Source organism: Acetobacteraceae bacterium, assembly GCA_039613835.1.
Taxonomy (GTDB): domain Bacteria; phylum Pseudomonadota; class Alphaproteobacteria; order Acetobacterales; family Acetobacteraceae; genus Sorlinia.
The window spans coordinates 1,480,027-1,504,527 of record CP154827.1; the positions used below are offsets into that span (position 1 = coordinate 1,480,027).

Here is a 24,501-nt window from a genome sequence, read left to right on the forward strand (position 1 = left end):
GTGAGCTGCGTTCATGGAAGGCACAATGGCGAGCTCAACCGCCGACCGTGAGATAGGACCAGTGCGTATGCAGGCAAAATCCGACTTCCCTTCACAGTTCAATGTCGCGCGACTTCAAGGCGCCTCTCCCACCTCCATTCGTTCGGCTGACCCGGAGCCCGCCACACCGGATAGCGGCAATACGGAAGCCGCCCCCGCCCCGGGCGCGAGCAATGTTGAGAACAAACTGTTTGAGCAGCGTACGGTTCTCATTTTCGGCGGCATTGACGATAAGATTGCGCGGGACGCGACGGCGCGCCTTCTCGCTCTGGCCAGCGAGTCCGATAAGCCCATTGATGTTTACGTCAATTCACCCGGTGGCCATGTGGAGAGTGGTGACACGATCCATGACGTCATCAAGTTTGTGGATGAAAAGGCCCCGGTCAATATGATTGGCACGGGTTGGGTCGCGTCCGCAGGTGCCTTGATATTTGCTGCCGGGCATCGTGACCGCCGCTTCTGCCTACCGAACACGCGTTTTCTTTTGCATCAGCCCGCAGGTGGGGTGCGGGGACCGGCCTCGGATATTGCAATTGAGGCAAGGGAGATTTTAAAAATGCGCGAGAGGCTCAATCATCTCTTTGCCAAGGTCACCGGGCAAGATTATGAAAAAATCGTCAAAGACACGGATCGCAATCACTGGCTTTCTGCTGAGGAGGCGATCTCTTACGGACTTGTCTCGCGCGTTATCTCTCAGATGTCAGAGCTCCCGCGCTGATCAAACCGGGGAGTCACCGCATGAGTAAGCTTGAAGAAATTTATTCCCACCTGCCGGATGCACCGACTGAGAAGACGCTTGCTAAAGCGGATTATGAAGCGCGGCACTGGAGCAGCCCTGTGCAAGGCCCCCTTAAACCCGGGTCGGCGGCGCATAAAAAGGTAGTGGCGGATATGTTCCGCGAGACGTTTAATCCGTACAAGCCCTCCGTCATCAAATGGCCTGAGCTTGACCCCGTGACGCTGAAACGCATCACCTCCCTCTCGATCTGGGATATTGCCGCCCAGACAGAGGGGAAGGCGCGGCTGCGTATGGCAGCCTACGCCGATATGATTGATGACCCGGATATGAAAGATGCGCTCTCACGCAATGCGTGAGAGGAAAATCGTCACAAGGAAGTGCTGTCAAACCTCGTCGCGGCATATGACATCAAGATGGCGCCGGAGCCACCTTACATCACCCCTAAAGATACGGAGTGGGCCTATCTGGTGACAGGTTTCTCCGAATGTGTGGATAGTTTCTTTGCTTTCGGTCTCTTCGCTCTGGCGGAACAGGCTGGCCTTTTCCCCATGGAGCTGGTCGAAACATTTGAACCGGTAATGCAGGAGGAATGTCGGCATATCCTCCTATTTGCGAATTGGTTGGCCTGGCATCGCGCCGTCATGCCGTGGTGGAAACGCCCCTGGTTTGAGGCGCGGGTAGCGGCAGTCTGGGCTTTTCTGGCTTATGAGCGCATGGACCTTGCCAAATCGATGGATCAGGACGGCAACGAATATACGCAGGACAATAATTTCACCGTCAGTGGCGCGAAAGAGATGACGGATATCGACATCAAATTGCCGGCGCTCATGCAGCTTTGTCTGGATGAAAATGACCGGCGTTTTGCGTATTACGACCATCGTTTACGCCGTCAAACCACCATGCCCAATCTGGTCCGTACCGGCCTCGCGGCCTATCGCGCCTGGGATAAAATCAGCCGCAAAGTGCGGAAGCGGCGCCTGGTAGCCTGAAGTGCGCGGCGGGAAGCGCCCCGCCCTCGTCAGTTTCGTTAAATCATCCTATACTTAAAAGTCCAGCCCTCAATTGAGGGGCCGGGCACAGGTGCTCGCCCTCCCACCATTCTTTAAGGGGGTGTTCGGCGGGGCTGCCGACCCGCTTTGGCGGCATCATGCAAAGATATCCCGAAATGAGGATGAGAATGAGAGCGACGCCATAGGCGGGCACAAAAACCTCCCCGAAAAACATCACCAGCTAGATCGCCGACAAGATCGGGGAGAGGAAAATAAGCGCGGCCGTCTCGCTGGCATCACCGCGGGCACAGGCGAGAACCCAGAGGATATAAGAGACACCATTGATAAAGATACCATTCGTCAGGACAGACACGAGATTGACGTCTTCCAGATGCGGAAGCTGGCTTAACGACGTCATCAGGATGAGAGAGCCAATCATCGACGCAAAAAACAGCCAGAATGTCCCGATAAACGCGTCCGAGACGAAATTCTTACTGAGGGTCGACATCAGCGCAAAGCAGAAAGCCCCGGCCAGCACAATCAGGATGGATATCGGGTCGGAGATATTGAGTGACGTGATGTGCCCCTTCGTCACCGCGATGAGAAAGGCGAAACTACCCACGGCGAGATCGAGAGCTTTGACGCGACCGGGCCATTGCGCGTCCCGAAGCGAAGAGAGAAGGACGATCATGAGCGGCAAGCTATATTGCGCAACAAGGACGATAACGCCGTTAGAGCGCGCATAGCCACGATAAAGGGCCAGGTAAAAAAGACAGTTCAATAATGCCAAGGATACCGGGAAGATAAATCCCGCGCCATCCGGGACGCAAAATGCGACGAACATGTCGTCCCGTCATCAGGCACGCGGCACCCACTGCGAGAAGAGAAATGACGTTGGAAAGAAAAAGAAACTGGTAAAAATCGAGCCTGGACTGACCTGTCTTCGCGACGACGGCAATCATACTCCATAAAATGACGCAGATCAGCGCAGCCAGGCGTGGACTTGTAGGCATCGTCATATCTCACCTTATTTCGTTTGATTTTTGAGATAAAACACGCTGGCGCGGCGATGACGTCAGGCGGGCACCCCGGCCCTCTCACTTAAAGACATCCAACGCCGTGAAGCAAGGTAGGGACTGAAATTGTCCCACTGATTGCAGCGCGCTGCGACACCCCTCCGAGATGAGTACGCACACCTAATGGCGTGAGAACAGAACCCGAGCTCTCAAAGCGTGCTTGACAGGCTAAGCAGCGCCGACATCCATCAGTGAGGGGGACTTATTCCCCTTCAACGGCCTCTGTCTTCTCCTCCGGCGTGCCCATCATGGCATCGGAGACAACCCCGGCTTGATCCCGAATGCGGCGCTCAATATCAGCCGCAACCTCAGGATGGTCGTGCAGGAACTGCTTGGCATTTTCCCGCCCCTGCCCAACACGCTGACTATCATATGAGAACCAGGCACCCGATTTTTCAACGATATTGGCTTTGACACCAAGGTCAATCAATTCACCAGTTTTACTGATACCCTCACCATACATAATGTCAAATTCGACCTGCTTGAAAGGCGGCGCCATTTTATTTTTGACAACTTTGACGCGTGTCTGATTTCCCGTCACCTCATCACGCTCCTTGATCGCACCGATCCGACGGATATCCAGCCGCACAGAAGCGTAGAATTTCAGTGCGTTCCCGCCTGTCGTCGTCTCCGGATTACCGAACATGACGCCGATTTTCATGCGGATCTGGTTGAGAAAAATCACCATCGTGTTGGAACGGGAGACTGTGCCCGTCAATTTCCGCAGGGCCTGACTCATCAACCTTGCATGGAGGCCAACATGACTATCCCCCATATCGCCTTCAAGCTCCGCCCTTGGGACGAGGGCCGCAACGGAATCCACCACCAGCACATCCACCGCGCCGGATCGCACGAGCGTATCCGCGATCTCCAAAGCCTGTTCCCCCGCATCGGGCTGGCTGAGGAGGAGGTTATCAAGGTCGACGCCCAATTTACGTGCGTAACCCGGATCGAGCGCGTGCTCCGCATCCACGAAGGCGCAGACACCGCCCTTTTTCTGCACTTCCGCGATGGCGTGGAGCGCGAGCGTCGTCTTGCCGGAACTTTCCGGTCCATAAATTTCGATAATCCGACCGCGCGGCAGCCCGCCAATGCCCAGTGCAATATCAAGGGAGAGCGAACCCGTTGAAATCACATCAACCTGCTCATGCGGGCGTTGACCCATACGCATGATGGAGCCTTTGCCAAAAGCACGCTCAATCTGACTTAAAGCGCCTTCCAGAGCCTTGTTTTTGTCCATCCTGGTCAATCCCTTTCCTTAGGCTGATCTATCAAGCTGCACCGGATCAACAGATCTAGAACAAAATACGAACAAAAAAGTTTAAACAAAAAAGTTTAATCGCAAGCTAAACTTTAACGATTTCCCTGTCGCATCACGGCGTTTTTTTTACAGTATCACCCAAAGCCAGGCCACCGCCCCTCGGGTCAGTCTGCGCCATGCAGGCACGTCCGTCGCAATGTGAGAAATTGACGCGCCCCTGCACCGTCTCCGGTGCCGGGGCGGCCCCTTCATTGACGGCCCTGACCGCCTTGGCCAAGGCATCCGCAGCGTCATTCTGGCCGGAACTCGCCAGTGCTGCGCGCACCTGTTTCTGGCGCGTCACGATGGCAGCACTTAGCATAGGTTGCGGTGCGGTTTCGGGTGATCGTGCCAGCACAATACCGGTCAAGGCCGCGACACGCCCGGTGCCGAAGAGGTTATTATTTGTCAGGCTACACGCCACGGCTCCGCCGGAACGGTCCATGACCGTAAAAGATGTTGATGCGGGAAGCGCAGGCAACGCGCCGGTAAAATTCTGCGCCTGATCCACCCAGGCTTGGGCTGAAGCCGCGTTGGCCTGCGCGGAAGGTGTTGCACGCCAGGCCGCCACAGCCGCCTGCGCCGACTCCGCCCCCCGAAGCGCCACCGCCGCCCCGAGGCCGCCATCGGCCGGAGGTGGCAGAAACCAGACAATATGATCTTTTCCCTGCACACGGATCGGGGTTTGCACCGCTGGCAAAGCATCCCGCATCGCGGCGCGGCTCAGCCCCCCGCCAGCAAGATTGGCTTCCGTGAGGAAGAACGTCCCCAACGCGCCATTATAGAAATCGCCGACTCCCATGCGGCGTGTGCGCTCCAGAAACCGTGCGAGACGCGGCTGCACCAGTCGGTCACCCTTTTTGAGGGGTGCGTCTTCCCCGCGCATGAAGATATTTCGCGCGGCGTCATCGGCGAAAAGAGCGCCGTGCACGGCCTGAAGATCTTCCGCCAGGCGCGAGCTGACACTTATTCCGCGTTCCGCCAGCGTGATGGCGGGCACCATAAGGTCTTCAAACTGGATCTGCCCGTGATCTCGCTGCAGGCGATAAATGCCGCGCAACATCATGGGCACGGCGGCGGGCCGCGACGCCCCTGAACCGCCCCCCGCAACAGGCAGGAAAGTCACGGCTTGAGGCTTCTGACCGGAATGGGCGATGAGGCAGGCACCCCCGCCGCCAAGTGAAGCGCGGGAGGGCAGGGTGACGGATAAGGTCAGCGCCATGGCGGCCGCGGCATCAGCCGCATTGCCGCCCGCCAGCAAGACATCACGCCCGATCATTGCCGCGCGCGGCTCATCGGCCGCGACGGACCCGAATTGGGAAGGGAGTTCCGGCGTCGTATGCCCGAAAAGCGCGTGGCCAATCGGGGAAACTGAATGACAGGCCGCGACCCCGAAAACAACGCAGAGACTTGTCACGCCAACAAGCGCGCGGCGCATGGCCCCTCGGGCAGAAATTCGATTTGAAGGTGCAGGCGCTACGAACGTCACCGGGGCTTCACTCCTGGCTATGGCAGATATATCCGGCAGGGATTCTTCAAAAAGCTGCATCCCGACCCAGGCAGGTCCGCATGCACTCTCCACCCTACAGAGTCAGGTCTAACGGCGTACGCGCCGGTCGGCAACTTAAACTCACGCCGCGCGCCGGATGTTTTTGCTTGTCGCCGATAAATGGGCTAAACTAGGTCCGTCCATAACAAAATTGCGCTGTGCTGCAAGGCACATAAATATCTCTCCTCCCGTTTGAAGCAAGGATCGTAATGCGTCGTCCTTTGACCGCCATCCCGGCCTTATTCCTCGCACCCTTTTTCTCGGGCAGCCTCGCCTGTGCCGCGCCTCAGCAGGACATATTTACACCCGCTCAAAGGCAGGAAGTCGTAAAAATTCTGCGTCAGGCCCTCAAGGATGATCCGACTATCCTCAGTGATGCCATTGTCAGCCTCAAATCCAAAGCGCAGGAGCAGCAGCGCTCAGAAACGGTCAGCCAGTTGGATGCGCAGAAAGACGCGCTCGAACACGCACCCGCTTATGCCGTACGGGGCAACCCGCATGGGGACGTCACGATCGTCGAATTTTTTGACCCGCGATGCGGTTACTGCAAGCGGGCCATCCCCATCATCGACGCCTTGCTGAAGAAAGATAAAAACATTCGTTTTGTTGAAAAAATCGTGCCTGTGCTAAGCGATAAAAGCCTCACAGAGGCGCGCGCCATCATCGCCGCCGCGCTTCAGGGTGGATATGATAAAATGAAGCGCGCCTTGATGACGGATAATGCGACGCCGACTGACAGCTATTTACGCGATATTGCGCAACAGAACGGACTGGATGCGGATCGACTGATTAGGGACATGTCGCGCAAGGAAGTTATCGCCGCCATTCAGGTCAATCTGGATCAGGCGCACGATATTGACCTGTCTGGCACGCCCACCTTCATCTTCAATCATAAACGCGTCGTGCCCGGCTATATGTCGGAGAGTGACATCATGAACAAGGTCCGCGCCCTGCGGAAGAAGTGACCCGAGGCAAGGCGCGCTGAACGCACCTGGCGAAGCGCGCTTTAAAGTAAATCAGACGCAGCACCACCGTCCCAAAGGCGCAACGTTCAAAGGATGGGGTCGCCCCTTACATGAATGCGTGTCTCTCCCCGCAGGGAGTTTATCGCCACGCGCCCGGTTTTTCCTTCAATGGGCATGGCCTTTGACCGTCAGGGCGATATCCTGCGCGATAACGCAGAACATCGCCCGCAAAAAACGTCACGTCACTTTGTGCGCCAACACGTTGCGACTGGATGATGCCGCACGCTTCCGAGATGCATTCACGTCGGGCAGAAGTTTGTCCGGCCTCGCGACACCTTTTTTGGGGATCTCACTCTCCTTCAGCGCTTTTTTCAACGCATCCAGATTTTTGACGATCTCGGGCGCGGCTTCGGGCATGCGGGGCGGATGGCGTTCAAAAACATCGATCAGCGCTTCAAGCCCGACCAATCGGGAGAACCATTTTTTTTATCAAGACGGCACCACATACCAAGGTGCCCGCGCTATGGCGGAACCGGCAATGGCGGCCGCATAAGCGTCCTGATAGACGTTCCAGTAACCACGCTCCTTGAAATCGCTCGCTGAGAATTTCCAGAGTTTCTCCGGCCTTTCCAACCGTCTTAGAAGGCGCCTCTGCTGCTCTTCCGGAGAAATATGCAACATGATTTTGACGATATGCACGTTCTGCCGATGCAGATAAGTCTCAAAATGCCGGATGTCTCGCAAGCGATCGTCCCAGAATGACGGGTCATCGGGGTTACCGGCCAGTCCGCGACGGTCCAAATTTTCCTTGTGCACGCGGGCGACCAGCACGTCTTCATAATAGCTGCGGTCGAAGATGCCGATCTCGCCCAACAAGGGAGTCGCACGGGAAACGCGCCATAAATATCCGTGATCACGTTCAACCGGCGTCGGCTGTTTAAAGCCTGATACGCGCGCACCCTGCGGGTTAATACCGCCCATTACATGACGGATGACGCCATCCTTCCCCGCCGCATCCATGCCCTGCAGGATCATCAGCACGGATTGTGTCTTCCCGGCGGCCATCGCTTCCTGAAACGCGGCAAGGCGCTTCTTCCGCTTGCGCATCCAAGCTTTGGCATCATGCTTGGAGAAGTCGCCATGCTCGGCGGGGTCATAATTGCGGAGATTGAATGTTTTCCCGTCCTCAATCCTGTATTTCAGTGAGAGCTGGCGCGCTTCTTTATCAGTCAACATGGTTTGTGCTCCGATCAATTGCGAGGCCACCCGCCGCCTGACAGACGGGCATAACTTCAATCTCGTTGACGTTGACGTGAGCGGGTTGCTGCACCACCCATGAGACGATTTCAGCTATATCGATAGGGGTGATCGGCGTCGTCCCCGCATAGACAGCGGCCGCGGCTTCAGCGTCTGCCATGCGCACGGAACTGAATTCACTGCCGCCACATAAGCCGGGTGCGACATTGGTCACGCGGATGGGCAGGCCGAGCAGGTCGGTCCGAAGATTTGCGGCAAATTGCACGACATAGGCTTTCGTCGCGCCATAAACATTACCGCCTTGATAGGGATATCGCCCGGCGACGCTCCCCATCATGACGATATACCCGCGCCGCCGCGCCCCCATCCCGGGGAGAAGGGCATGGGTGAGCGCCGTCAGGCCCGTAATATTGGTTTCAATCATCTGCGCCCAATCGGCCCAATGACTGTCCTGCGCTTTCGAGATGCCCAGAGCGAGACCGGCATTATTGACGAGAATGTCGATGTCACGCCAGGACGCGGGCAGGGAATTTTCAAAATTTGTGATCGCCGTGATATCGCGCATGTCGCATGCGGCGGGCAGAAAAGATGCATCCAGTTCTGCCGCCAACGCATCAAGACGTGCCTCACGACGCGCGACACCGATGACTCGCATCCCTTCCCGAACGAGGCGACGCACGATCTCCCGCCCGAAACCTGCACTTGCGCCTGTCACCAAAGCCGTCGTCATTTTTTGCTGCTCCATGTGAGTTTGTTGATACCAATCTGCGCGCGGGCTTCTGACGCGTCAAGTCGCTTTCATATGAGCTTGCATGATCCGGGGATGCCTCCCATGACGGCCCTGACCTGATGTGACATGACAAACTTTAATCAGTAAAAATTCTGACGCTCAACCGGGAATTTAAAACCTGACGGCGCGACGCCGCCCATAATATTGTTTTTCCGAGCATCAATATTCTGTTATGATACCTTCTTTATTGTCCTAAGGAAGTGATGCGCCAGGCAGAGCATCTATCAGTGTCAACACCGCCTATTCGGGGTAAGTGAAGGCGATATCGCCGCGGGTCAGGTCGCTCATGATTGTCGTCACCTCCGCAAGGAGGGCATCCGGCACTGCGAGGCAGATTCTGACACCGTCAGCTTCGAACGTCTGCTCCAGGCTGTCAGCCTCCCAATCTGCCAGACGTGCCTGGATGATAGGGAAAATATTGAAAGGGATGCGACACACGATGCGCGTTTTTTTCACCCAGATCGTGGCGTCCCCCGCACGCAGGCGCTGAGACGCCGTCCCGCCATAAGCCCGTATCAATCCACCGGCGCCAAGCTTGATGCCCCCGAACCAGCGTATGACGAGGACCACTACATTTTCAAAACCCTGCCCCTCAATCGCGGTCAGGATCGGGCGGCCCGCTGTCCCACCTGGTTCACCATCATCGAACATCCGGTAACGTGGCGAGACCAACCATGCCCAGCAATTATGCGTGGCGTCGGGCACACGATGGGACTCGATAAATGCCATCGCCTCATCCTCTGACGCCACCGGAGCGGCATAGGCGCGGAAAAGGCTTTTCTTGACCGTCATCTCGATTTGTATCAGCGCGCATAAACGCCATTTCTGCGCGTCATCCGCCACGCGGCACGTCATTCAGTAGCGTCATTTTCAAGTCGCTTCAGCCTTTATCGCCTCCGCGGCTTCGGAAGGCGAAATAAACCGCGCAACGAGATCACTCAGATGGCCGAATTCATGGATCGAAAGCCCCTCCAGCGGTTGGGCGCGTTTTGCGGCGGCGGAGCTGCGCCGGGGCAGAACGGCAGCATCAAAGCCGAGCTTTGTAGCTTCCTTCAGGCGTAGATCGGCCTGCGCCACCTGACGCACCTCGCCGGATAATCCGACTTCACCGAAATAACTCGTGCCCGCGGAGGTCGGCTTACCTGAAAGGGCGGAAATCAGGGCCGCGGCAACCGCGAGATCCGCCGCAGGCTCCGTCACGCGCAGGCCGCCCGCGATATTGAGATGCACGTCCATCCCCATAAAGCGCAGGCCGCAGCGCGCCTCCATTACAGCGAGAAGCATATTGAGTCGACCGGAATCCCACCCCACCACCGCGCGGCGCGCCATCTCCGGCTTTGGCGGAGCCTGCAATATTGCCGCGCCGCAAGAAAGAGCGCGGAAGGGTTCGGCACTTCAACGAGACCCTCATCCGTCATGGCGAAAACCCCGATCTCATCCGTCGCACCGAAACGGTTTTTCGCCGCGCGCAAAATGCGGAACTGATGGCCGCGATCCCCTTCAAAATACATCACGGCATCCACCATATGCTCCAGCACGCGCGGCCCGGCCAAAGCGCCCTCTTTCGTGACATGCCCGACAAGTATCAGCGAGAATCCCACTGTTTTCGCCAATCGGATCAGCTCAAACGCGCTGGCCCGCACCTGCGCGACGGAGCCCGGGGCGCTTTCCACCGTGTCGAGCCACATTGTTTGAATCGAGTCAATCACGACGACTTGATGGTCACGATCATGCTCAAGCTTTGCGGAGATCTCGGCGACATTGATGCTTGCGGCAAGGTCAAGCTTCGGCGCGGCGAGGTTGAGGCGGCGCGCGCAGGCGGATCTGGTCAACCGCCTCCTCCCCGGAAACATAGATGACTTTCTTCCCCGCCTGGAAGAGGGCACATGTCGCCTGAAGCAGCAACGTGCTCTTGCCGATACCCGGATCCCCACCGATCAACACGACTGAACCGGGAACAAGCCCACCGCCGAGCACGCGATCAAATTCCGCCATCTGCGTTTCCACGCGCGGCGGCGGGGCTGTATCGCCATCAAGCTGCGTGACTTGCAGCTGCCCGACATGGGTGTTGCCGCGCCGCGCACGCGCGGTGGGCTCAACCGATTCTTCCTCGATGTTGTTCCAGGCCCCGCATATATCGCACCTGCCGGACCATTTCGGCGAGACGGCGCCGCATTCTCGGCAGACAAACCGTGCTGAGGGTTTTTTGCCATGAGCCGTCACATCCTTTCGCACCGCATCCCGATCTGACGCGTCAGCCCCATTTACTGGAAGCGCATAAGTTCAACGCCGCAATTCCATTTTGATCGGCCCTTCTGTCCGACCATGGGTAAACTGATCGACCATCGCATTGCCGCTCTCGAGCAACTTTGATGTCGGCCCCTGCCAGACAAGCCGCCCATTATAAAGCATGGCCGCCTTATCACCGATCCGCTGGGCTGACGCCATATCATGCGTAATGGCGAGGGCCGTACTGCCGAGGCGCTTCACGCAATCGACAATCAACTCATCAATGATCGCGACCGTAATCGGGTCGAGCCCTGTTATGGGTTCATCAAAAAACAAAATGTCCCGTGTGCCCGCAATGGCGCGGGCCAAACCGACACGTTTTTGCATACCGCCCGATAATTCGGAGGGGGACAGGCATCCGACGGAAGGGTTCAACCCGACCTGCCGTAAATATCCCCCGCCTGGCGGGCTGCCTCACTGCGGATCGGGCGCTGGCGGGCAACGCGCCCCTTCGCCATCAGCCCGAAGACGATATTGTTACGCACGCTCATACTGTCGAAGAGCGCCGAGTTCTGAAACAACATCCCGATCTGCGCGACAAGCTCCCGCCGACGGGCGCGGGTGGAGGTCAGGAGATTTTCCCCGTCAATTTCAATGACCCCCTCATCCGGCGTCAACAGACCGAGTATGCAGCACAGCAGGACGGATTTGCCACTGCCCGACCCACCAATCACGACGAAGGACGTGCCCCCGCGCGATATCAAGGTCAATGCCATCCAGCACGACTTTATTGCCGAAGCGTTTGGTGAGGCCGCGCACGCGGATTTTAGGTTGAGATGTCATTGGTCAAAAACAGATCTGTCAGGAGGTAATCAAAGGCCAGCAGCAGGTTGGAAGCCCCAACGACAGCAGCTGTCGTCGCCGCGCCGACACCCTCTGCCCCGCCGCGACTGCTGTAATCGTGATAACAGCCCAGCAAGGCGATGAGAAACCCGAACACGGCGGCTTTTGCCAGCCCGACCCAGACATCCAGCGCTGTGACCACATTCAGCGTCGTCACGACGTAAGAAGCCGGGCCAAGGTCGCGACCAGCAGGCGTGGTGTCACGAGGTAACGCATCGGTTTCAACGGCAAGGGTTTTAAGCGCGTCGATTTGATCCGTCACGCGCATCGTCCCGATTTCTGCCGCCATCGCCACGCCGGCGCGCCCCGCCACCATCAGCCCGGCCAGAACCGGCCCTAATTCCCGCGTGACGGCAAGCACCACGATGCCGCCAATGGCGCCCTGCGCGTGATATTGTGCAAAACCGGTATAGGATTGCAGCGCGATCACCCCGCCGGAAAAGATCGCCGCCAAGGCCACGACGGGAAGCGAATAATAAACGATTTCGAAGAAATTCGTCAGGAAAACCCGCCAGTAAAAGGGTCGTCTTAAAAGGCCACTCAGCCCGCCCCCGGCGAAAATGGCAAGAGCGCCAACGTCACGTACCATGGAAATGGTTGCGCGCCCGATTGCTGAGACAAAGTCGGTGAGAATGATGTTTCCCCAATTTCAGTCGAGATGCTGTTTTAGCCCTAACGCGCCCGCACGACGACGTCAAAGCCTGCAGTGAAATAAACTCACTAGCGCGTCAGCCCTTCAACGCTTCAGCATGCTGGGAGACGCATGATCACGCGACACGCGGCGCATGTATCAGCCATGTTTCTGATAAAGTCTCGGCCCTTTTTGTGGAAAATTGGACAGTCTGGTGATCGCGCGTCAGGCATTTATTGGCGGGTCGATGCCGCCTTCTTGTCCGCCGCATTGGCCGGGGGCTTTTCCACCGCTGTGGCAGACTTTACCGGCACGGATGAGGGAGGGGTTTGCGGCCCGTCCCCATGTGTCGCCTCCGCTTTCCCCGTCACCGTCACAGAATGATGACGACCCGCAGGATCGGACGCCGGGGCGCTGCCGGGATCCGCGTGCGCGGCTCCGTCAGTCACCGTTACGGATTTTCCATCACTTTGCTGCGCAGGTTTCGCGTCATGGCGCGCCGTGTCGGGAAGGGCCTGCCGCATCATGGCTTCGCCCGGCATGGCCTTGACGGCGGGAGGCGTATTTGTCGTCGGCAGCGCATTCCAGACCGGCGCGACAGCTGAGGTCGCCGACACATTGATCGGCGATTCGTTGTCCTGGGATGACGCGGGGCCTGAAGAAGCCTGAGGCGTAGTGCTGGGGGTCTGTGGGCCGCGTGTGACGCCGCGTCATCCTGCGTCGGAACATCGTTCGCGACGGTCGTTTTGATAAGGACCTCAGATTTGGAATTTTCACCTTTGGATTCAGCCGACTGGACCCGATCGGATTTCGTCGCGACCACCTCCATTGGCTTGTGTGCCGCATCAGATGCCGGTTCCGGCTTTGACTGTATGATGCTCCCCGTCCCATGTCGCACTAACGGGGCGGTCGTGAGCGGCAGGGATATCGTACCGGAACCATTCGCCGTCTCACGATGGCCGTATCGAGCGACCCGTTTACACGGGCAGAGGCGGCGTCCTGCGTTGTGAGCGTCAGAGCGACAATCTTGCCGCCATCAATCTGCAATGACGCATGGTCGGATAAAGTCGCGGAGAGCGCGTTCGAGGGCGGCCTCCCTGACGGTAAGCCGTGTAGCGCCGGACGCGGCGACCTGCCAGGCACGCTCCAACCATCCGATCGCAACATTTTCCGACCCATTGGATGCTGATATCGAGAGACGCGATCTCCACCGCGGAGACGGAACCATCCGACAAGTTCGCTTCCAGCGATGCCAGACACCCGCTTACGACGAAGCGCGTATGCGGACTGTCATGCAATGTCACGCCAACATCGCCACCGACGCGCAGCGACAGCGTGTTATTACCATGGCCTACCTGACATGCCGGTGCGGTGAGCGCCCACGCGATGCACCCTGATCCTGAACGACCCGGGATGAAACCGTCACGCCATGGCATGGCCCTTCAATGGCGACGGCGCACGGATGCTTGGGATCGACCTGAATCGCGACACGATCGAAGCATGGGAGGCTGAGGTAACCTCCTCCACCGCCCAGGTGGATGAGTCCTGCGCAAAGGTCCACCCCTGCCATGTGAGATGTGACGCCACAAGGCTACCCAGGAGCACGACCACCCCGGCACGACGGATCCTAAACTCTGGAATCGAAACGAAGGTACGCCGTCGAGACATTACGTTTTCCTCATCAAACGCCAACTTAAAAAGCCTGCGTCATCATGCCGCCCGATGGCCGGGCGGCAACGCAGCAACTCAGGCCTGCCTCTCATATTCCCTTAATGATGCCACGTTGTTGACATGACGGCAACGCGTGGACACATTCAAAATCGGTTATTTCAGTTAAAATCTGGACGGGATGAACGGTCTCTCATCGTTACGCGGCGCGTGACCTCCCGACTGCATGATAGACCGCGCCCGCCGCGGTAAATGCAGGTCCGTCCCAAATATCGCGCATATCGAGAATGATATCGCCGCGCATGTGTCCCATCACATCCTGAGGTTCGAGTTTCCGGAAGCAATCCCATTCCGTCAGCAAAACGAGGATGTCGCTTCCTTTGATGGCATCGCGCGCTGAGGGCATGAAGGTGACATCGCCAGCTACCATCGATTTCGCCTGCGCCATGCCCTCCGGGTCATAGGCCTGTATGCGCGCGCCGTAAGTCAGCAGATTGCGCATAACAGGTAATGATGTTGCCTCACGCATATCATCCGTGTCGGGCTTGAAGGTCAGTCCCAGCAAGGCGACCACTTTACCCGCGATCTCGCCCCCTGCCAGTGCGAGAATGCGACGCGCCACCGCTTCCTTGCGATATTCATTCGCGGCAATCGTCGCCTCCACGAGGCGCGACGGCACACCAGCATCCTGTGCAATTGCCGCGAGAGCGCGTGTATCTTTCGGGAAGCACGACCCCCCAAATCCCGGCCCCGCACGTAGAAATTTGTCACCAATACGGCGATCAAGCCCCATGCACGCCGTTATCTCCGCGATATCCGCACCGGTCTTCTCACTCAGGTCAGCCATTTCATTCACAAAGGCGACTTTCATGGCAAGGAAGGCATTTGAGGCGTATTTCGCAAGCTCGGCGGATTCGAGCGAAACAAAACGGAAAGGTGTGTTCTTCGCCATCAGCGGCGCATAGACCTGACGCATGGACGCCTCTGCGCGTGCCGCGCCTTCAGTATCGAGCAGGTCAATGCCGATCACGACGCGGTCCGGTTCGATGAAATCGGTGATCGCGTTCCCTTCCCGCAGGAATTCCGGATTTGACGCCACATCGAAACAAATATCCGGCCGCGTCTCACGTAAAATACGCGCCACCTCACGCCCTGTACCGACCGGCACCGTTGACTTGGTGACAATAAGCAGCGGCGCTGTCGCAGCCATTGCCACGGCGCGCGCCGCTTCATACACAGCGGTGAGGTCCGCATGGCCGCCGCCCCGTCGGGTCGGCGTACCCACCGCGATCAAGACGATATCCGCGCCATCGACCGCGCTTTTGAGATCCGACGTGAAGGCGAGTCGCCTGGCCTGGACATTCCGTGCCACGATCTGATCCAGACTCGGCTCGTAAATCGGAATTTTATGGTCACGCAGCATGGCAAGTTTGGCGGGATCACGCTCGATCACCGTGACCGAACTGCCGAAATCAGCGAAACAGGCACCGGAAACGAGGCCGACATAACCGCCACCGATCATTGCAACACGCATTGAGCCTTCCCCTTTTCGCCCGGATATTCAGCGCCGTAGCACTTTTTACCCTGCCAGACCCGCGCAGATTGCCGAGCCTCCATGCCGTGTCAAGAGAAATGTGACGCTGAGAGGATGTCAACCCGTCACGCATTGATGGCATTCACCTTCCCATGACACTTGTATAGCTCGCCCGCTGATCTTGACCGGGCCTTGTCAAAAAACCAGCGAAAGCTTTTTTAACAGTGGCGCAGCGCATCATTAACTGGCAGACTTCTTCCCGATGCCTGTCAACTGACGGACGAACGGTCCTCTTCGCCGTTCAGATAAAACGAACCGCTCATATCTGGATACGTATTGATCCATGCCGTCGCTTTTCAAGCACGTCGCGCGCCGCGCGATTCTTCCCAATCGAAAAATAGAAGCTGCTAAACGCGAGGACGCTGTCAGCAGCCTGGGTCACGCAGAGAAAACCCGTCAATTCTCGACCGCGTAGATCATGCTGATGGGATTGATCTTCACTGTCGGGCCCATATCGACGGATATGTATCTCCCGGCCTTCCGGCAGATTGAGCACGATCTCGGCCAATTGCCGGGTAGTGCACAACTTACTTTGACCTGCTGGTTCGTCGGGCTGACTCTCGGGCAATTCTGCCTTGGCCCGCTTTCTGACCGGTTCGGGCGGCTGAGACCCCTTCAAATCGGGCTGGGTGTCTATATCGTTTCACCGATCATTCTCGCGATGACGCATCATTACGGGGCGTTCTGCCTGATGCGCTTTATTTCCGCGCTGGACGGCGCGATATGCAGCGTGGCACCCCGCGCCATTGTCAGAGATGTCGCGACCGGCAGGGAGGCCGTGAAGCTGATGTCGCAACTGACCCTCGTTTTCGGGGTCGGGCCGATATTGGTGCCCAGTCTCGGCAGCCTCCTTCTGGCCCTCGGCCATTGGCGGCTGATTTTCTGGGCCTGCGTCATCGCCGCGTCACTCCTGCTGCTGGGTTCCTTTTACATATTGCGCGAGACCCTCCCGCTGGAACGCCGCTTCGCCATCATGCCGTCGGAAGTACTGCAACGCTATCTGTCCCTGTTGCGGGAGCCGGTTTTCCTCTCCACCACGTTGCTGACAAGTTTCTGCAGCTTTGTCATGTTCGCCTATCTCGCCAACGCACCTCAGTTATTTGAGCATATATTGGCCTTCACCCCGCGGGAATTTGCGATCTTCTTCGGCGTCAATGCGGAGGGCTTCATTCTCGCAACCCAGATCAACGGGCAGCTGACCCGGCGCTTCAGTTATGTCCGCGTCATGGAAGCGGGTATCTTCCTCTGCCTTTTCAGCGCCCTGGCCCTTCTCGCCGCGAGTGAAAGCCTCTAGTCGGGACGCATAACCTTTGGCCTGTCTGCGTCACACTAGTGGCCACCACTTTCTTCCTCGGCTTTATCAGTCCCAATGCAGCCCTGCTGGGCACGCTCAATTTTGGTCTCGGTGGGAGTAGCGGGATCTTCATGGCTTTTCTCAATCCCCAGAAAGTATCCTCCACAGCCATTGGTATGCTGGTAGGCGTCACCGCAATCTTACTTTGTGACGTCGTGCGGCGGCGCGCCCTCAAGGTCAATCCGCTGCCGATGCATGAAATTTAGGCCCCATCTTGATGCCGGGGTATCGCCGTCAGATCTCACTAGAGGCGCGCCCCAGGCAATATGATTGTCCCTCAAAATCAGGACGCAATCATGATCAGACTCGTCTCAAAACTTCTTGCCCTGACGGCCGCTTTTTACGCGGCAATCATCGGGTATTTCTACATGAAGCAAAGCATGTTTGTTTTTCCAGCCTCCCATGATGCGTTATCGGACCCGATGGCCGTCGGCCCGGATTTCCGGCAGGACAAGCTCGTGACATCTGACGGGCTGGAACTCGCAGCCTGGTATCACCCACCGCGTGACCACGGGCCGGTCATACTTTATTTTCACGGTAATGCCGGGACGTTGGACAGGCGCTCAGACCGTTTTGCGACTTTCGCGAAAATGGGATACGGCGTCTTCGCGCCGGAATATCGCGGTTACGCCACTAATCCGGGCAAACCTTCCGAGGTCAAACTCGCCTCTGACGCGGTCTCCGCCTATGGTCATCTTCGGGAGAAGGGCGTCAAATCCGCCGATATCGTTGTTGTCGGTGAATCTCTGGGCACTTATCTCGCAACTTATGTCGCCGCGCACTGCCCTGTCGGCGCGCTGACGCTCGACTCGCCTTTTACCAGTGTGGCGGATGTCGGGGCGGAGCGCTTTCCTTTTTTGCCCGTGCGTACACTCATCACGGACCGGATGAATACGTAGGGCCTGATCGGGCGTGTCAATGCGCCGCTTCTGGTTATGTACAGCGTGCATGACAGGACGGTTCCGCCATCACAGGCTCAACAGGTTTTCAAGTCCGCCAATGAGTCAAAACATCTTTTTGTCGCGCGCAGGGGCGGCCACTCCTCCGTATTGGAAAATGGCGGTTTCGACGCAATGAAAAATTTCATCGCCGCGCTGAACCCGTAAATGTGGAAGATTTGCTTAATCACTTGAAATCGATTTTACATCGCACCTATATCGGCGAGTTTACCGCCGCACCGCCTCCAATGATGGTAAAATGACGGTGCGCGATGTAGTGTCTTGCCATATCGGTTATCTTGCGCGTTAAAAGCCCGAAACATGGATGAATGATCATCAACAAGGTGCGTCGCAAAGGGAGGGGTTATGACGGTGGAAATCAGGGTTCCGGTCTTGGGAGAGAGCGTCGTTTCCGCGACTGTCACGCGGTGGCTCAAACAGCCCGGTGACGCCATCATGCGTGACGAACCGATTGCTGAACTGGAAACGGACAAGATCAGCATTGACGTGCCTGCGCCATGTGGCGGCGTCCTCAAAACCGTCAGCGTTGCAGCCGGCGATGATGTGCAGGTCGGCGCCATACTGGGCCATATGGAAGGGCAGGACGGGCTGAGCCTCTCGCCGCGCTCACAGCAGGCGCAAAGCAGCACGGAAAAAGCGTCAACGGCACATTCTGCACCGCCATCACGGCCTGAATCGACCGGTGACGCAGGACTTCCTCAGGCGGGCAAAGCCCCCCTCCCGGCGGCTGAGAAAATGATGAAAGCCAATGGCGTTGCGGCCGCGGCAATGGATACAGGCACTGGCAAAGATGGCCGTATCACTAAAGCGGACGTCATATCCCATTTGGACAAGTCACAGGAGCAGATACCGCCCGCGCAGACATTGAACGCTGCGCCGCAGGCACCCTCACTGCCGCGTGCTGAGGCCGCTTCAAGACCCGTCGATATAGAGGTCACATCCGCCAGAGACCCGGTGATGGGCCGCGAGAAGCGCGTGCCGATGAGCCGGTTGCGCCAGACCATCGCACGCCGCCTGAAAGACGCGCAGAATACCGCCGCGATATTGACGACTTTCAATGAAATCGACATGAGCGTCGCGCGTGACCTTCGTGACACTTACCGTGGAACATTTGAGAAGAAGCACGGCGTTAAACTGGGATATATGTCGTTTTTCGCACGTGCGGTGATCAAGGCGCTTGAAACCTTCCCGGTATTAAATGCGGAGATCGTGGGTAACGACATCATCTACCGTCAGGATATTAATCTCGGGATTGCGGTCGGGAGTAAACGCGGCCTGGTTGTGCCGGTGATCCGCCATGCCAACCAACTTGATTTTGCCGAGCTTGAACGCAAAATCAAGGATTACGGCCAGAGGGCGCGAGACAGTAATCTCAAACTTAATGAATTGGCGGAAGGCACGTTCACCATCACAAATGGCGGCGTTTTCGGCTCCCTCCTCTCCACGCCGATACTCAACACCCCCCAATCGGGCATTCTTGGTATGCACGTCATTCAGGACCGCCCCATCGCCGTCAATGGGCAGGTTGTCATTCGGCCCATGATGAATGTCGCGCTCTCCTACGATCATCGCATCGTTGACGGGCGTGAGGCGGTGAGTTTCCTCGTGCGGGTCAAGGAGCTGGTTGAGGATCCGCATTGTCTGCTGCTGGATATCTGACCGATGGCGCGCGTTCAGGAAAAAGGCATCGAAGCAGACGTGAAAAAACCGTCCGCGACCATCCCCGGCCTTCGTGAGGAATTTGATGTCACTGTGATTGGCGCGGGGCCGGGCGGATATATTTGCGCCATTCGTGCCGCGCAGCTGAGCCTCAAAGTGTTGTGCGTGGATAAACGCGAGGAGGCGGGCGGGACATGCCTCAATGTCGGGTGCATTCCCTCCAAAGCGCTGCTCCACGTGACGGAACGCCTTGTTGAAGCGCGCAATCTCTTCCCTAAAATGGGTATTCAATGTGGCGAGGTTAAAGCCGATCTTGCCGCGATGATGGCAAATAAGGACCGCATCGTTTCGGAAACCGTTCAAGGCGTTGCTTTCCTGTTCAAGAAATATCAGGTGACGTTTCGGACCGGCCACACCACCATCAAGTCGCCAAATTGCATTGTCCTTGATGGAGAGGAGGTCCGCACAAAGCGAATCGTGATCGCCACAGGCAGTGCGCCCGCCACGCTTGGCGGCATTGACATCGATGAGAAACAGATTGTCACCTCCACGGGCGCGCTGAAGCTCCCTCACGTGCCGCGTCACCTCATCGTCGTTGGCGCGGGCGTGATCGGGCTGGAACTGGGCAGTGTCTGGCGCCGTCTCGGCGCGGACGTCACCATCGTCGAATTTGAGGATCACATTGCGCCGGGTTTTGACCGGGATATGTCCAAGCAACTGGCGCGCAGCCTGCAGAAACTCGGCATTAATTTCCGCCTCAATGCCAAGGTCACGCAGGTGGAAAAACGCGCGGATGGGCTTACTGTCCGCGTCACCCCTTCAGACGCCGCCACGGACTCGGAAGGGGAGGAGGCGCTCTCATGCGATACGCTCCTCATCGCAACGGGTCGTCGGCCCGTCACGGAAGGACTCGGCCTTGAGGCGTTGGACATCAAGCGCGATCAGCGCGGGCACATCATTATTGACGAGAATTTCAACACGTCCTGCCCCGGCATTTATGCCATCGGCGACGTTGTCCCTGGCCCCATGCTGGCACATAAGGCGGAGGAAGAAGGTTACGCCCTGGCCAACCATCTGGCCGGTCATCCCCACCACATCCGGCGCGACCTGATCCCGGGCGTAATCTACACGCACCCGGAGGTCGCCATGATTGGCGCGACAGAGGAAACGCTGAAAGCGCAGAACGCCACTTATCGCGTCGGGACCTATCCGTTTATGGCGAATGGCCGTGCGCGCGCCAATTGCGACACAGAGGGCAGCGTCAAAATCCTGACATGTGAGCGGACAGATACATTGCTCGGCATCCATATTATCGGCCCGTCTGCGGGCGAACTCATTGCGGAACCGGCTTTAGCCATGAATTTCGGGGCCAGTGCCGAGGATATCGCCCTTTCCTGCCACGCGCACCCGACTTTGTCGGAGGCGGTAAAAGAAGCCGCCCTCGCCGCTTTCGCTTTCGATCGCCCTCTGAACCTATAGGCACCACTGCGCCACCTCTGACACGCTTGAATCGGGAGTGAACGAGCAGCCGTGAGGTTGCCCGATCTATTTACCCATCAATCGGCGCGGAGAGGGCGCTGGCAACGAGTTCTTTCTGCTGGCGCTCATGCTCTTTCAGTAACCCTGTCGCCGGAGAGGCACTGGGAAGTCGCCCATTATAAATGGGGCCCGGGGCACTGTACCCGACACCATTTGCTGCCGACTCAATATAGCGATCAACGAAGTGCCAGGCACCACTATTCTGCGACTCTTCCTGACACCAGACGATGCGCGCATGGGGGTATGGCGCAAGCGCTTCCGCGAGCCTGTTTGTGGGGAAGGGGTAAAGTTGCTCAACACGCACCAGCACCGCGTCCCTGACCTCATTTTCATCCCGATAGGCGGCGAGGTCGTAATAAATTTTCCCACTGCATAGAATGACGCGTTTGACGTCCGCAGCCTTAACATCGCGCAGCTCATCCTTGATGACCGTCCTGAAGCGCTGACGCGCTGAGAAATCGGCCGCAGAGGAAACGACATTTTTATGCCGCAAAAGGGATTTCGGCGTGAAGATGATCAGCGGCTTGCGACATGGCCGGATGATCTGCCGCCGCAGCGCATGGGAGTAATTGGCCGGGGTTGAGGGCACGCAGACGCGCAGATTATTTTCAGCGCAGAGTTGAAGATATCTTTCAATCCGCGCTGAGGAATGTTCCGGCCCCTGCCCCTCATATCCATGTGGCAAAAGCAGCACCAGCCCGGAGCTGCGCAGCCATTTGACCTCACCCGAGGAGATGAACTGGTCAATAATAACCTGTGCCCCATTGGCGAAATCCCCGAACTGCGCCTCCCACAGGACAAGCGAGTCCGGCGCCGCCAATGTGTAACCATACTCAAATCCCAGCACGCCGAATTCGGACAGCAGGGAATTATAGATTTCAATGCGCGCCTGCTCGCCCCCGATATGGTTGAGGGAAACATATTCCTCTTGATTGAGCTGGTCGATCAGCACAGCATGACGCTGGCTGAATGTGCCACGCTGGCAATCCTCTCCCGAGAGTCTAACATGATGGCCCTCGAGTAAGAGAGAGCCGAAAGCCAGGGCTTCCCCCGTGGCCCAATCGAAACCCTCACCGCTTTCAAAAGCTTTGCGGCGCGCGTCAAAGATTCGTTTCAGACGCGGATGCATCGAAAACCCATCCGGCACACGCGTCAGGGCAGCGCCGATCGCTTTCAGCGTCTTGGCGGAAATCCCGGTAACAGGTTGCTCCCGCAACGGCGTGTCGGAAAGGCGCGTCGGGTCCTGCCGGCAATCAAGCCAATCTTCCCGACGGGGTGTGTAACTTTTCGCCGCTTCATATTCCCGATCCATCCGCGTGAAGAAGTCGGACAAAGTACGGTCGGCTTCTTCCTGCGTAACGACGCGCTCACGTACGAGGCGCTTCGCGTAAAGTGCCCGCGTCGTTTCACGCGCGGCAATCGCTTTATACATGGTCGGCTGCGTAAAGGCGGGTTCATCACCTTCATTATGACCGTGACGCCGGTAGGTCACGAGATCAATCACGATATCACTGGCAAATTGCGTGCGGAAATCCGCCGCAAGGCGGGCGCAATAAGCCGCCGCTTCCGGCTCATCTCCATTGACGTGCAAAATCGGCGCCTGCACCGATTTGGCGATATCCGTGCAATAAAGGCCCGAATAAGCATGGGCGGACATCGTCGTAAAACCGATCTGATTATTAATGACGAGATGAACAGTGCCACCCGTGCGATAACCAACCAACTCCGACATGGCCATCGTCTCATACACAACGCCCTGGCCGGCAAAGGCCGCATCGCCATGGATCTGGATGGCAAGGTGGGCGACGCGGCTTTCGCGCCCGACACAGCCATCAAGATCCTGCAAGGCGCGCACGCGTCCGACAACAACCGGATTGACCGCTTCAAGGTGTGAGGGGTTCGGCAGGAGTGTGACGCGCATATCGCGCCCTTGAACCTGCAATGTCGCCGCCGTGCCGAGATGATATTTCACATCGCCTGAACCCTGCACATCCTGCGGTTTGAATGACCCTCCCGCAAATTCCGAGAAGACGGCCGCAAAAGGCTTTTGCACGACATTCGCCATAACATTGAGGCGACCACGATGCGCCATCCCCAATGAGACGGAGCGCGTGCCATGGATGGAGGCACGGGCCATCAATCCATGGAGGACCGGAATCGTGACTTCACTCCCTTCCAGCCCGAAACGCTTCGTGCCGCTATATCGTCGGTGGCAGAAGCTCTCAAACCCCTCAGCCGCGGTCAGTTGGGATAATATTTCCTGCTTTTGTGCTGCACTGAAGAGATGATGCCAGTTATCAGCCTCAACCCGGCTCTGGAGCCATTGGCGTTTCTCAGGGTCCTGAATATGCATATATTCAAACCCGATCGGCCCGCAATATGTCTCACGCAACGCGGCGAGGAGGACATGCATGGTGGGCGCAGGCGTGTCCGGCAGAAGATCTTCCGCGAAATGCCCGAGATAAATAGGCCGCTCCATTTCGGCCGCCGTGAACCCGTATGAGGCCGGATCAAGATCAGCATGGACGGGTGCTGTTTTCAGATTAAGCGGGTCGAGAACCGCCTGGAAGTGCCCGCGAACACGGTAAGCGCGGATCAGCTCCATCGCGCGGATGCTGTCCCGGGCGGCGCTGATGAGCGCGCCATCGGGTGAGGCGGGGGCGGCTTCCTGCGCTTTAACGACTTCCTCATCCAGAAGAGATGGCTTCTCCGCCCAGTCCGGCAAGGCGTCCCACACTGTGTCCGGACGGACGAGACGCACCATGGATGGTGCGGAGTCGCCATGACCATTGGCGACGGTTTCAGTCTTGCCGCCCCCCAAAGCGCCAAAGAGGGGGACGAAGGAAGGATCGACACTCGCAGGATCTGTCAGCCAGCGATTATGTAAATCCGCAAGATAGGATGCATTCGCACCATTAAGCGCATCGGGTATAAACCCATCCCTGCCCATTTGAGTCAGCCCTCCCTGGCTGTTTTAACCGTCGTTCCGACAGGTCCCGTGAGGTCCCCGCCCTTTATCGCCTTTATTGTAACACGTGGTCGTTGCAAGACTACCGCGCGATACCATAACGCTTCACAGTAACGTAACGTGTTTTTGAGATTTGCGCCTGAGGTCAAGCGATAAAAACCCCCGTGACTGAACGTTAAGCCCTCTCCCCTGAGGGTGATATTTTCGGATGGGACACATGCAGTTATGCACGGTGCGACGATAGGCAAAAACGCCGAAATATATGGCAAGGCGCGTGAAAGCCCGTTATGAAT

General features: G+C 57.6%; 20 protein-coding genes and 3 pseudogenes. 9 read left to right on the top strand and 14 right to left on the bottom strand.

Annotation, left to right across the window (positions count from 1 at the left end):
- Positions 1–25 precede the first annotated feature (25 nt).
- Both AAYR33_08255 and AAYR33_08260 read left to right on the top strand, forming a co-directional pair.
- Positions 26–757: an ATP-dependent Clp protease proteolytic subunit gene (locus AAYR33_08255; protein XAO71004.1), complete on the top strand. Its 732-nt coding sequence runs from the start codon at positions 26–28 to the stop codon at positions 755–757.
- 20 nt (positions 758–777) lie between these two features.
- A pseudogene (locus AAYR33_08260) lies at positions 778–1,767 on the top strand (ferritin-like domain-containing protein).
- A 241-nt stretch (positions 1,768–2,008) separates the two neighbouring features.
- Here the strand turns inward: AAYR33_08260 and AAYR33_08265 are convergent.
- The 3 genes from AAYR33_08265 to AAYR33_08275 form a co-directional block, all read right to left on the bottom strand.
- Positions 2,009–2,611, bottom strand: a complete 603-nt coding sequence (locus AAYR33_08265; GenBank protein ID XAO71005.1) for a DMT family transporter — start codon at positions 2,609–2,611, stop codon at positions 2,009–2,011.
- A gap of 434 nt (positions 2,612–3,045) precedes the next feature.
- Positions 3,046–4,083 carry a recombinase RecA gene (recA, locus tag AAYR33_08270; GenBank protein XAO72439.1) on the bottom strand — a complete coding sequence of 346 codons (1,038 nt, stop codon included), beginning with the start codon at positions 4,081–4,083 and terminating at the stop codon, positions 3,046–3,048.
- Between the two features lie 133 nt (positions 4,084–4,216).
- Entirely contained in the window at positions 4,217–5,581 is a 1,365-nt protein-coding gene (locus tag AAYR33_08275) for a gamma-glutamyltransferase (GenBank protein XAO71006.1), read from the bottom strand.
- A gap of 320 nt (positions 5,582–5,901) precedes the next feature.
- Between AAYR33_08275 and AAYR33_08280 the strand changes: the two genes are divergently transcribed.
- Positions 5,902–6,657: a DsbA family protein gene (locus tag AAYR33_08280; protein ID XAO71007.1), complete on the top strand. Its 756-nt coding sequence runs from the start codon at positions 5,902–5,904 to the stop codon at positions 6,655–6,657.
- A gap of 237 nt (positions 6,658–6,894) precedes the next feature.
- Here the strand turns inward: AAYR33_08280 and AAYR33_08285 are convergent, their stop codons facing one another.
- The 10 genes and pseudogenes from AAYR33_08285 to AAYR33_08330 form a co-directional block, all read right to left on the bottom strand.
- Positions 6,895–7,125 carry a hypothetical protein gene (locus tag AAYR33_08285; protein ID XAO71008.1) on the bottom strand — a complete coding sequence of 77 codons (231 nt, stop codon included), beginning with the start codon at positions 7,123–7,125 and terminating at the stop codon, positions 6,895–6,897.
- A 21-nt stretch (positions 7,126–7,146) separates the two neighbouring features.
- Entirely contained in the window at positions 7,147–7,893 is a 747-nt protein-coding gene (locus AAYR33_08290) for a PPK2 family polyphosphate kinase (GenBank protein XAO71009.1), read from the bottom strand.
- A complete protein-coding gene (locus AAYR33_08295) occupies positions 7,883–8,644 on the bottom strand; it encodes an SDR family NAD(P)-dependent oxidoreductase (GenBank protein ID XAO71010.1) in 762 nt (253 codons plus the stop codon). The genes AAYR33_08290 and AAYR33_08295 overlap by 11 nt, the downstream gene beginning before the upstream one ends.
- 300 nt (positions 8,645–8,944) lie before the next feature.
- Entirely contained in the window at positions 8,945–9,559 is a 615-nt protein-coding gene (locus AAYR33_08300) for a YigZ family protein (protein XAO71011.1), read from the bottom strand.
- A 15-nt stretch (positions 9,560–9,574) separates the two neighbouring features.
- A pseudogene (locus AAYR33_08305) lies at positions 9,575–10,927 on the bottom strand (ATPase domain-containing protein).
- Positions 10,928–10,987: 60 nt separating this feature from the next.
- Positions 10,988–11,776 (bottom strand): annotated as a pseudogene (locus AAYR33_08310) (ATP-binding cassette domain-containing protein).
- The gene (locus AAYR33_08315) at positions 11,760–12,425 is read right to left on the bottom strand and encodes an ABC transporter permease (protein XAO71012.1); all 666 of its coding nucleotides are present in this window, start codon (positions 12,423–12,425) and stop codon (positions 11,760–11,762) included. Before AAYR33_08315 ends, AAYR33_08310 begins: the two are co-directional and overlap by 17 nt.
- Positions 12,426–12,700: 275 nt before the next feature.
- The gene (locus tag AAYR33_08320; GenBank protein ID XAO71013.1) at positions 12,701–13,084 is read right to left on the bottom strand and encodes a hypothetical protein; all 384 of its coding nucleotides are present in this window, start codon (positions 13,082–13,084) and stop codon (positions 12,701–12,703) included.
- Positions 13,085–13,480: 396 nt separating this feature from the next.
- Entirely contained in the window at positions 13,481–13,903 is a 423-nt protein-coding gene (locus AAYR33_08325) for a hypothetical protein (protein ID XAO71014.1), read from the bottom strand.
- 431 nt (positions 13,904–14,334) lie between these two features.
- On the bottom strand, positions 14,335–15,669 hold the full coding sequence (locus tag AAYR33_08330; GenBank protein XAO71015.1) for a UDP-glucose/GDP-mannose dehydrogenase family protein: 1,335 nt from the start codon (positions 15,667–15,669) through the stop codon (positions 14,335–14,337).
- Positions 15,670–16,147: 478 nt separating this feature from the next.
- Here AAYR33_08330 and AAYR33_08335 point away from each other — a divergent pair, with 478 nt between their 5' ends.
- The 6 genes from AAYR33_08335 (at position 16,148) to lpdA (ending at position 21,180) form a co-directional block, all read left to right on the top strand.
- The gene (locus tag AAYR33_08335; protein XAO71016.1) at positions 16,148–17,023 is read left to right on the top strand and encodes a Bcr/CflA family efflux MFS transporter; all 876 of its coding nucleotides are present in this window, start codon (positions 16,148–16,150) and stop codon (positions 17,021–17,023) included.
- A gap of 38 nt (positions 17,024–17,061) precedes the next feature.
- The gene (locus AAYR33_08340; protein XAO71017.1) at positions 17,062–17,289 is read left to right on the top strand and encodes a hypothetical protein; all 228 of its coding nucleotides are present in this window, start codon (positions 17,062–17,064) and stop codon (positions 17,287–17,289) included.
- A gap of 90 nt (positions 17,290–17,379) precedes the next feature.
- Complete coding sequence (locus tag AAYR33_08345; protein ID XAO71018.1) at positions 17,380–17,982, top strand: alpha/beta hydrolase; 603 nt, start codon at positions 17,380–17,382, stop codon at positions 17,980–17,982.
- A 45-nt stretch (positions 17,983–18,027) separates the two neighbouring features.
- Positions 18,028–18,189: a hypothetical protein gene (locus AAYR33_08350; GenBank protein ID XAO71019.1), complete on the top strand. Its 162-nt coding sequence runs from the start codon at positions 18,028–18,030 to the stop codon at positions 18,187–18,189.
- 198 nt (positions 18,190–18,387) lie between these two features.
- On the top strand, positions 18,388–19,701 hold the full coding sequence (gene odhB / locus AAYR33_08355; protein XAO71020.1) for a 2-oxoglutarate dehydrogenase complex dihydrolipoyllysine-residue succinyltransferase: 1,314 nt from the start codon (positions 18,388–18,390) through the stop codon (positions 19,699–19,701).
- 39 nt (positions 19,702–19,740) lie between these two features.
- Positions 19,741–21,180 carry a dihydrolipoyl dehydrogenase gene (gene lpdA, locus AAYR33_08360; protein ID XAO71021.1) on the top strand — a complete coding sequence of 480 codons (1,440 nt, stop codon included), beginning with the start codon at positions 19,741–19,743 and terminating at the stop codon, positions 21,178–21,180.
- A 70-nt stretch (positions 21,181–21,250) separates the two neighbouring features.
- On the opposite strand, the gene AAYR33_08365 is transcribed toward lpdA, so the two are convergent.
- On the bottom strand, positions 21,251–24,190 hold the full coding sequence (locus AAYR33_08365) for a 2-oxoglutarate dehydrogenase E1 component (GenBank protein XAO71022.1): 2,940 nt from the start codon (positions 24,188–24,190) through the stop codon (positions 21,251–21,253).
- Positions 24,191–24,501 lie beyond the last annotated feature (311 nt).

Excerpts from the sequence above, each read along its gene's own strand:
- AAYR33_08345 (XAO71018.1), top strand. The coding sequence starts at position 17,380 with ATGATCAGACTCGTCTCAAAACTTCTTGCCCTGACGGCCGCTTTTTAC.
- AAYR33_08335 (XAO71016.1), top strand. The coding sequence starts at position 16,148 with ATGCTGATGGGATTGATCTTCACTGTCGGGCCCATATCGACGGATATG.
- AAYR33_08330 (XAO71015.1), bottom strand. The coding sequence starts at position 15,669 with ATGCGTGTTGCAATGATCGGTGGCGGTTATGTCGGCCTCGTTTCCGGT.
- AAYR33_08325 (XAO71014.1), bottom strand. The coding sequence starts at position 13,903 with ATGCCATGGCGTGACGGTTTCATCCCGGGTCGTTCAGGATCAGGGTGC.
- AAYR33_08280 (XAO71007.1), top strand. The coding sequence starts at position 5,902 with ATGCGTCGTCCTTTGACCGCCATCCCGGCCTTATTCCTCGCACCCTTT.
- recA (XAO72439.1), bottom strand. The coding sequence starts at position 4,083 with ATGGACAAAAACAAGGCTCTGGAAGGCGCTTTAAGTCAGATTGAGCGT.
- AAYR33_08290 (XAO71009.1), bottom strand. The coding sequence starts at position 7,893 with ATGTTGACTGATAAAGAAGCGCGCCAGCTCTCACTGAAATACAGGATT.
- AAYR33_08300 (XAO71011.1), bottom strand. The coding sequence starts at position 9,559 with ATGACGTGCCGCGTGGCGGATGACGCGCAGAAATGGCGTTTATGCGCG.
- AAYR33_08265 (XAO71005.1), bottom strand. The coding sequence starts at position 2,611 with ATGTTCGTCGCATTTTGCGTCCCGGATGGCGCGGGATTTATCTTCCCG.
- AAYR33_08255 (XAO71004.1), top strand. The coding sequence starts at position 26 with ATGGCGAGCTCAACCGCCGACCGTGAGATAGGACCAGTGCGTATGCAG.
- AAYR33_08275 (XAO71006.1), bottom strand. The coding sequence starts at position 5,581 with ATGCGCCGCGCGCTTGTTGGCGTGACAAGTCTCTGCGTTGTTTTCGGG.
- AAYR33_08315 (XAO71012.1), bottom strand. The coding sequence starts at position 12,425 with ATGGTACGTGACGTTGGCGCTCTTGCCATTTTCGCCGGGGGCGGGCTG.
- AAYR33_08295 (XAO71010.1), bottom strand. The coding sequence starts at position 8,644 with ATGACGACGGCTTTGGTGACAGGCGCAAGTGCAGGTTTCGGGCGGGAG.
- odhB (XAO71020.1), top strand. The coding sequence starts at position 18,388 with ATGACGGTGGAAATCAGGGTTCCGGTCTTGGGAGAGAGCGTCGTTTCC.
- AAYR33_08365 (XAO71022.1), bottom strand. The coding sequence starts at position 24,190 with ATGGGCAGGGATGGGTTTATACCCGATGCGCTTAATGGTGCGAATGCA.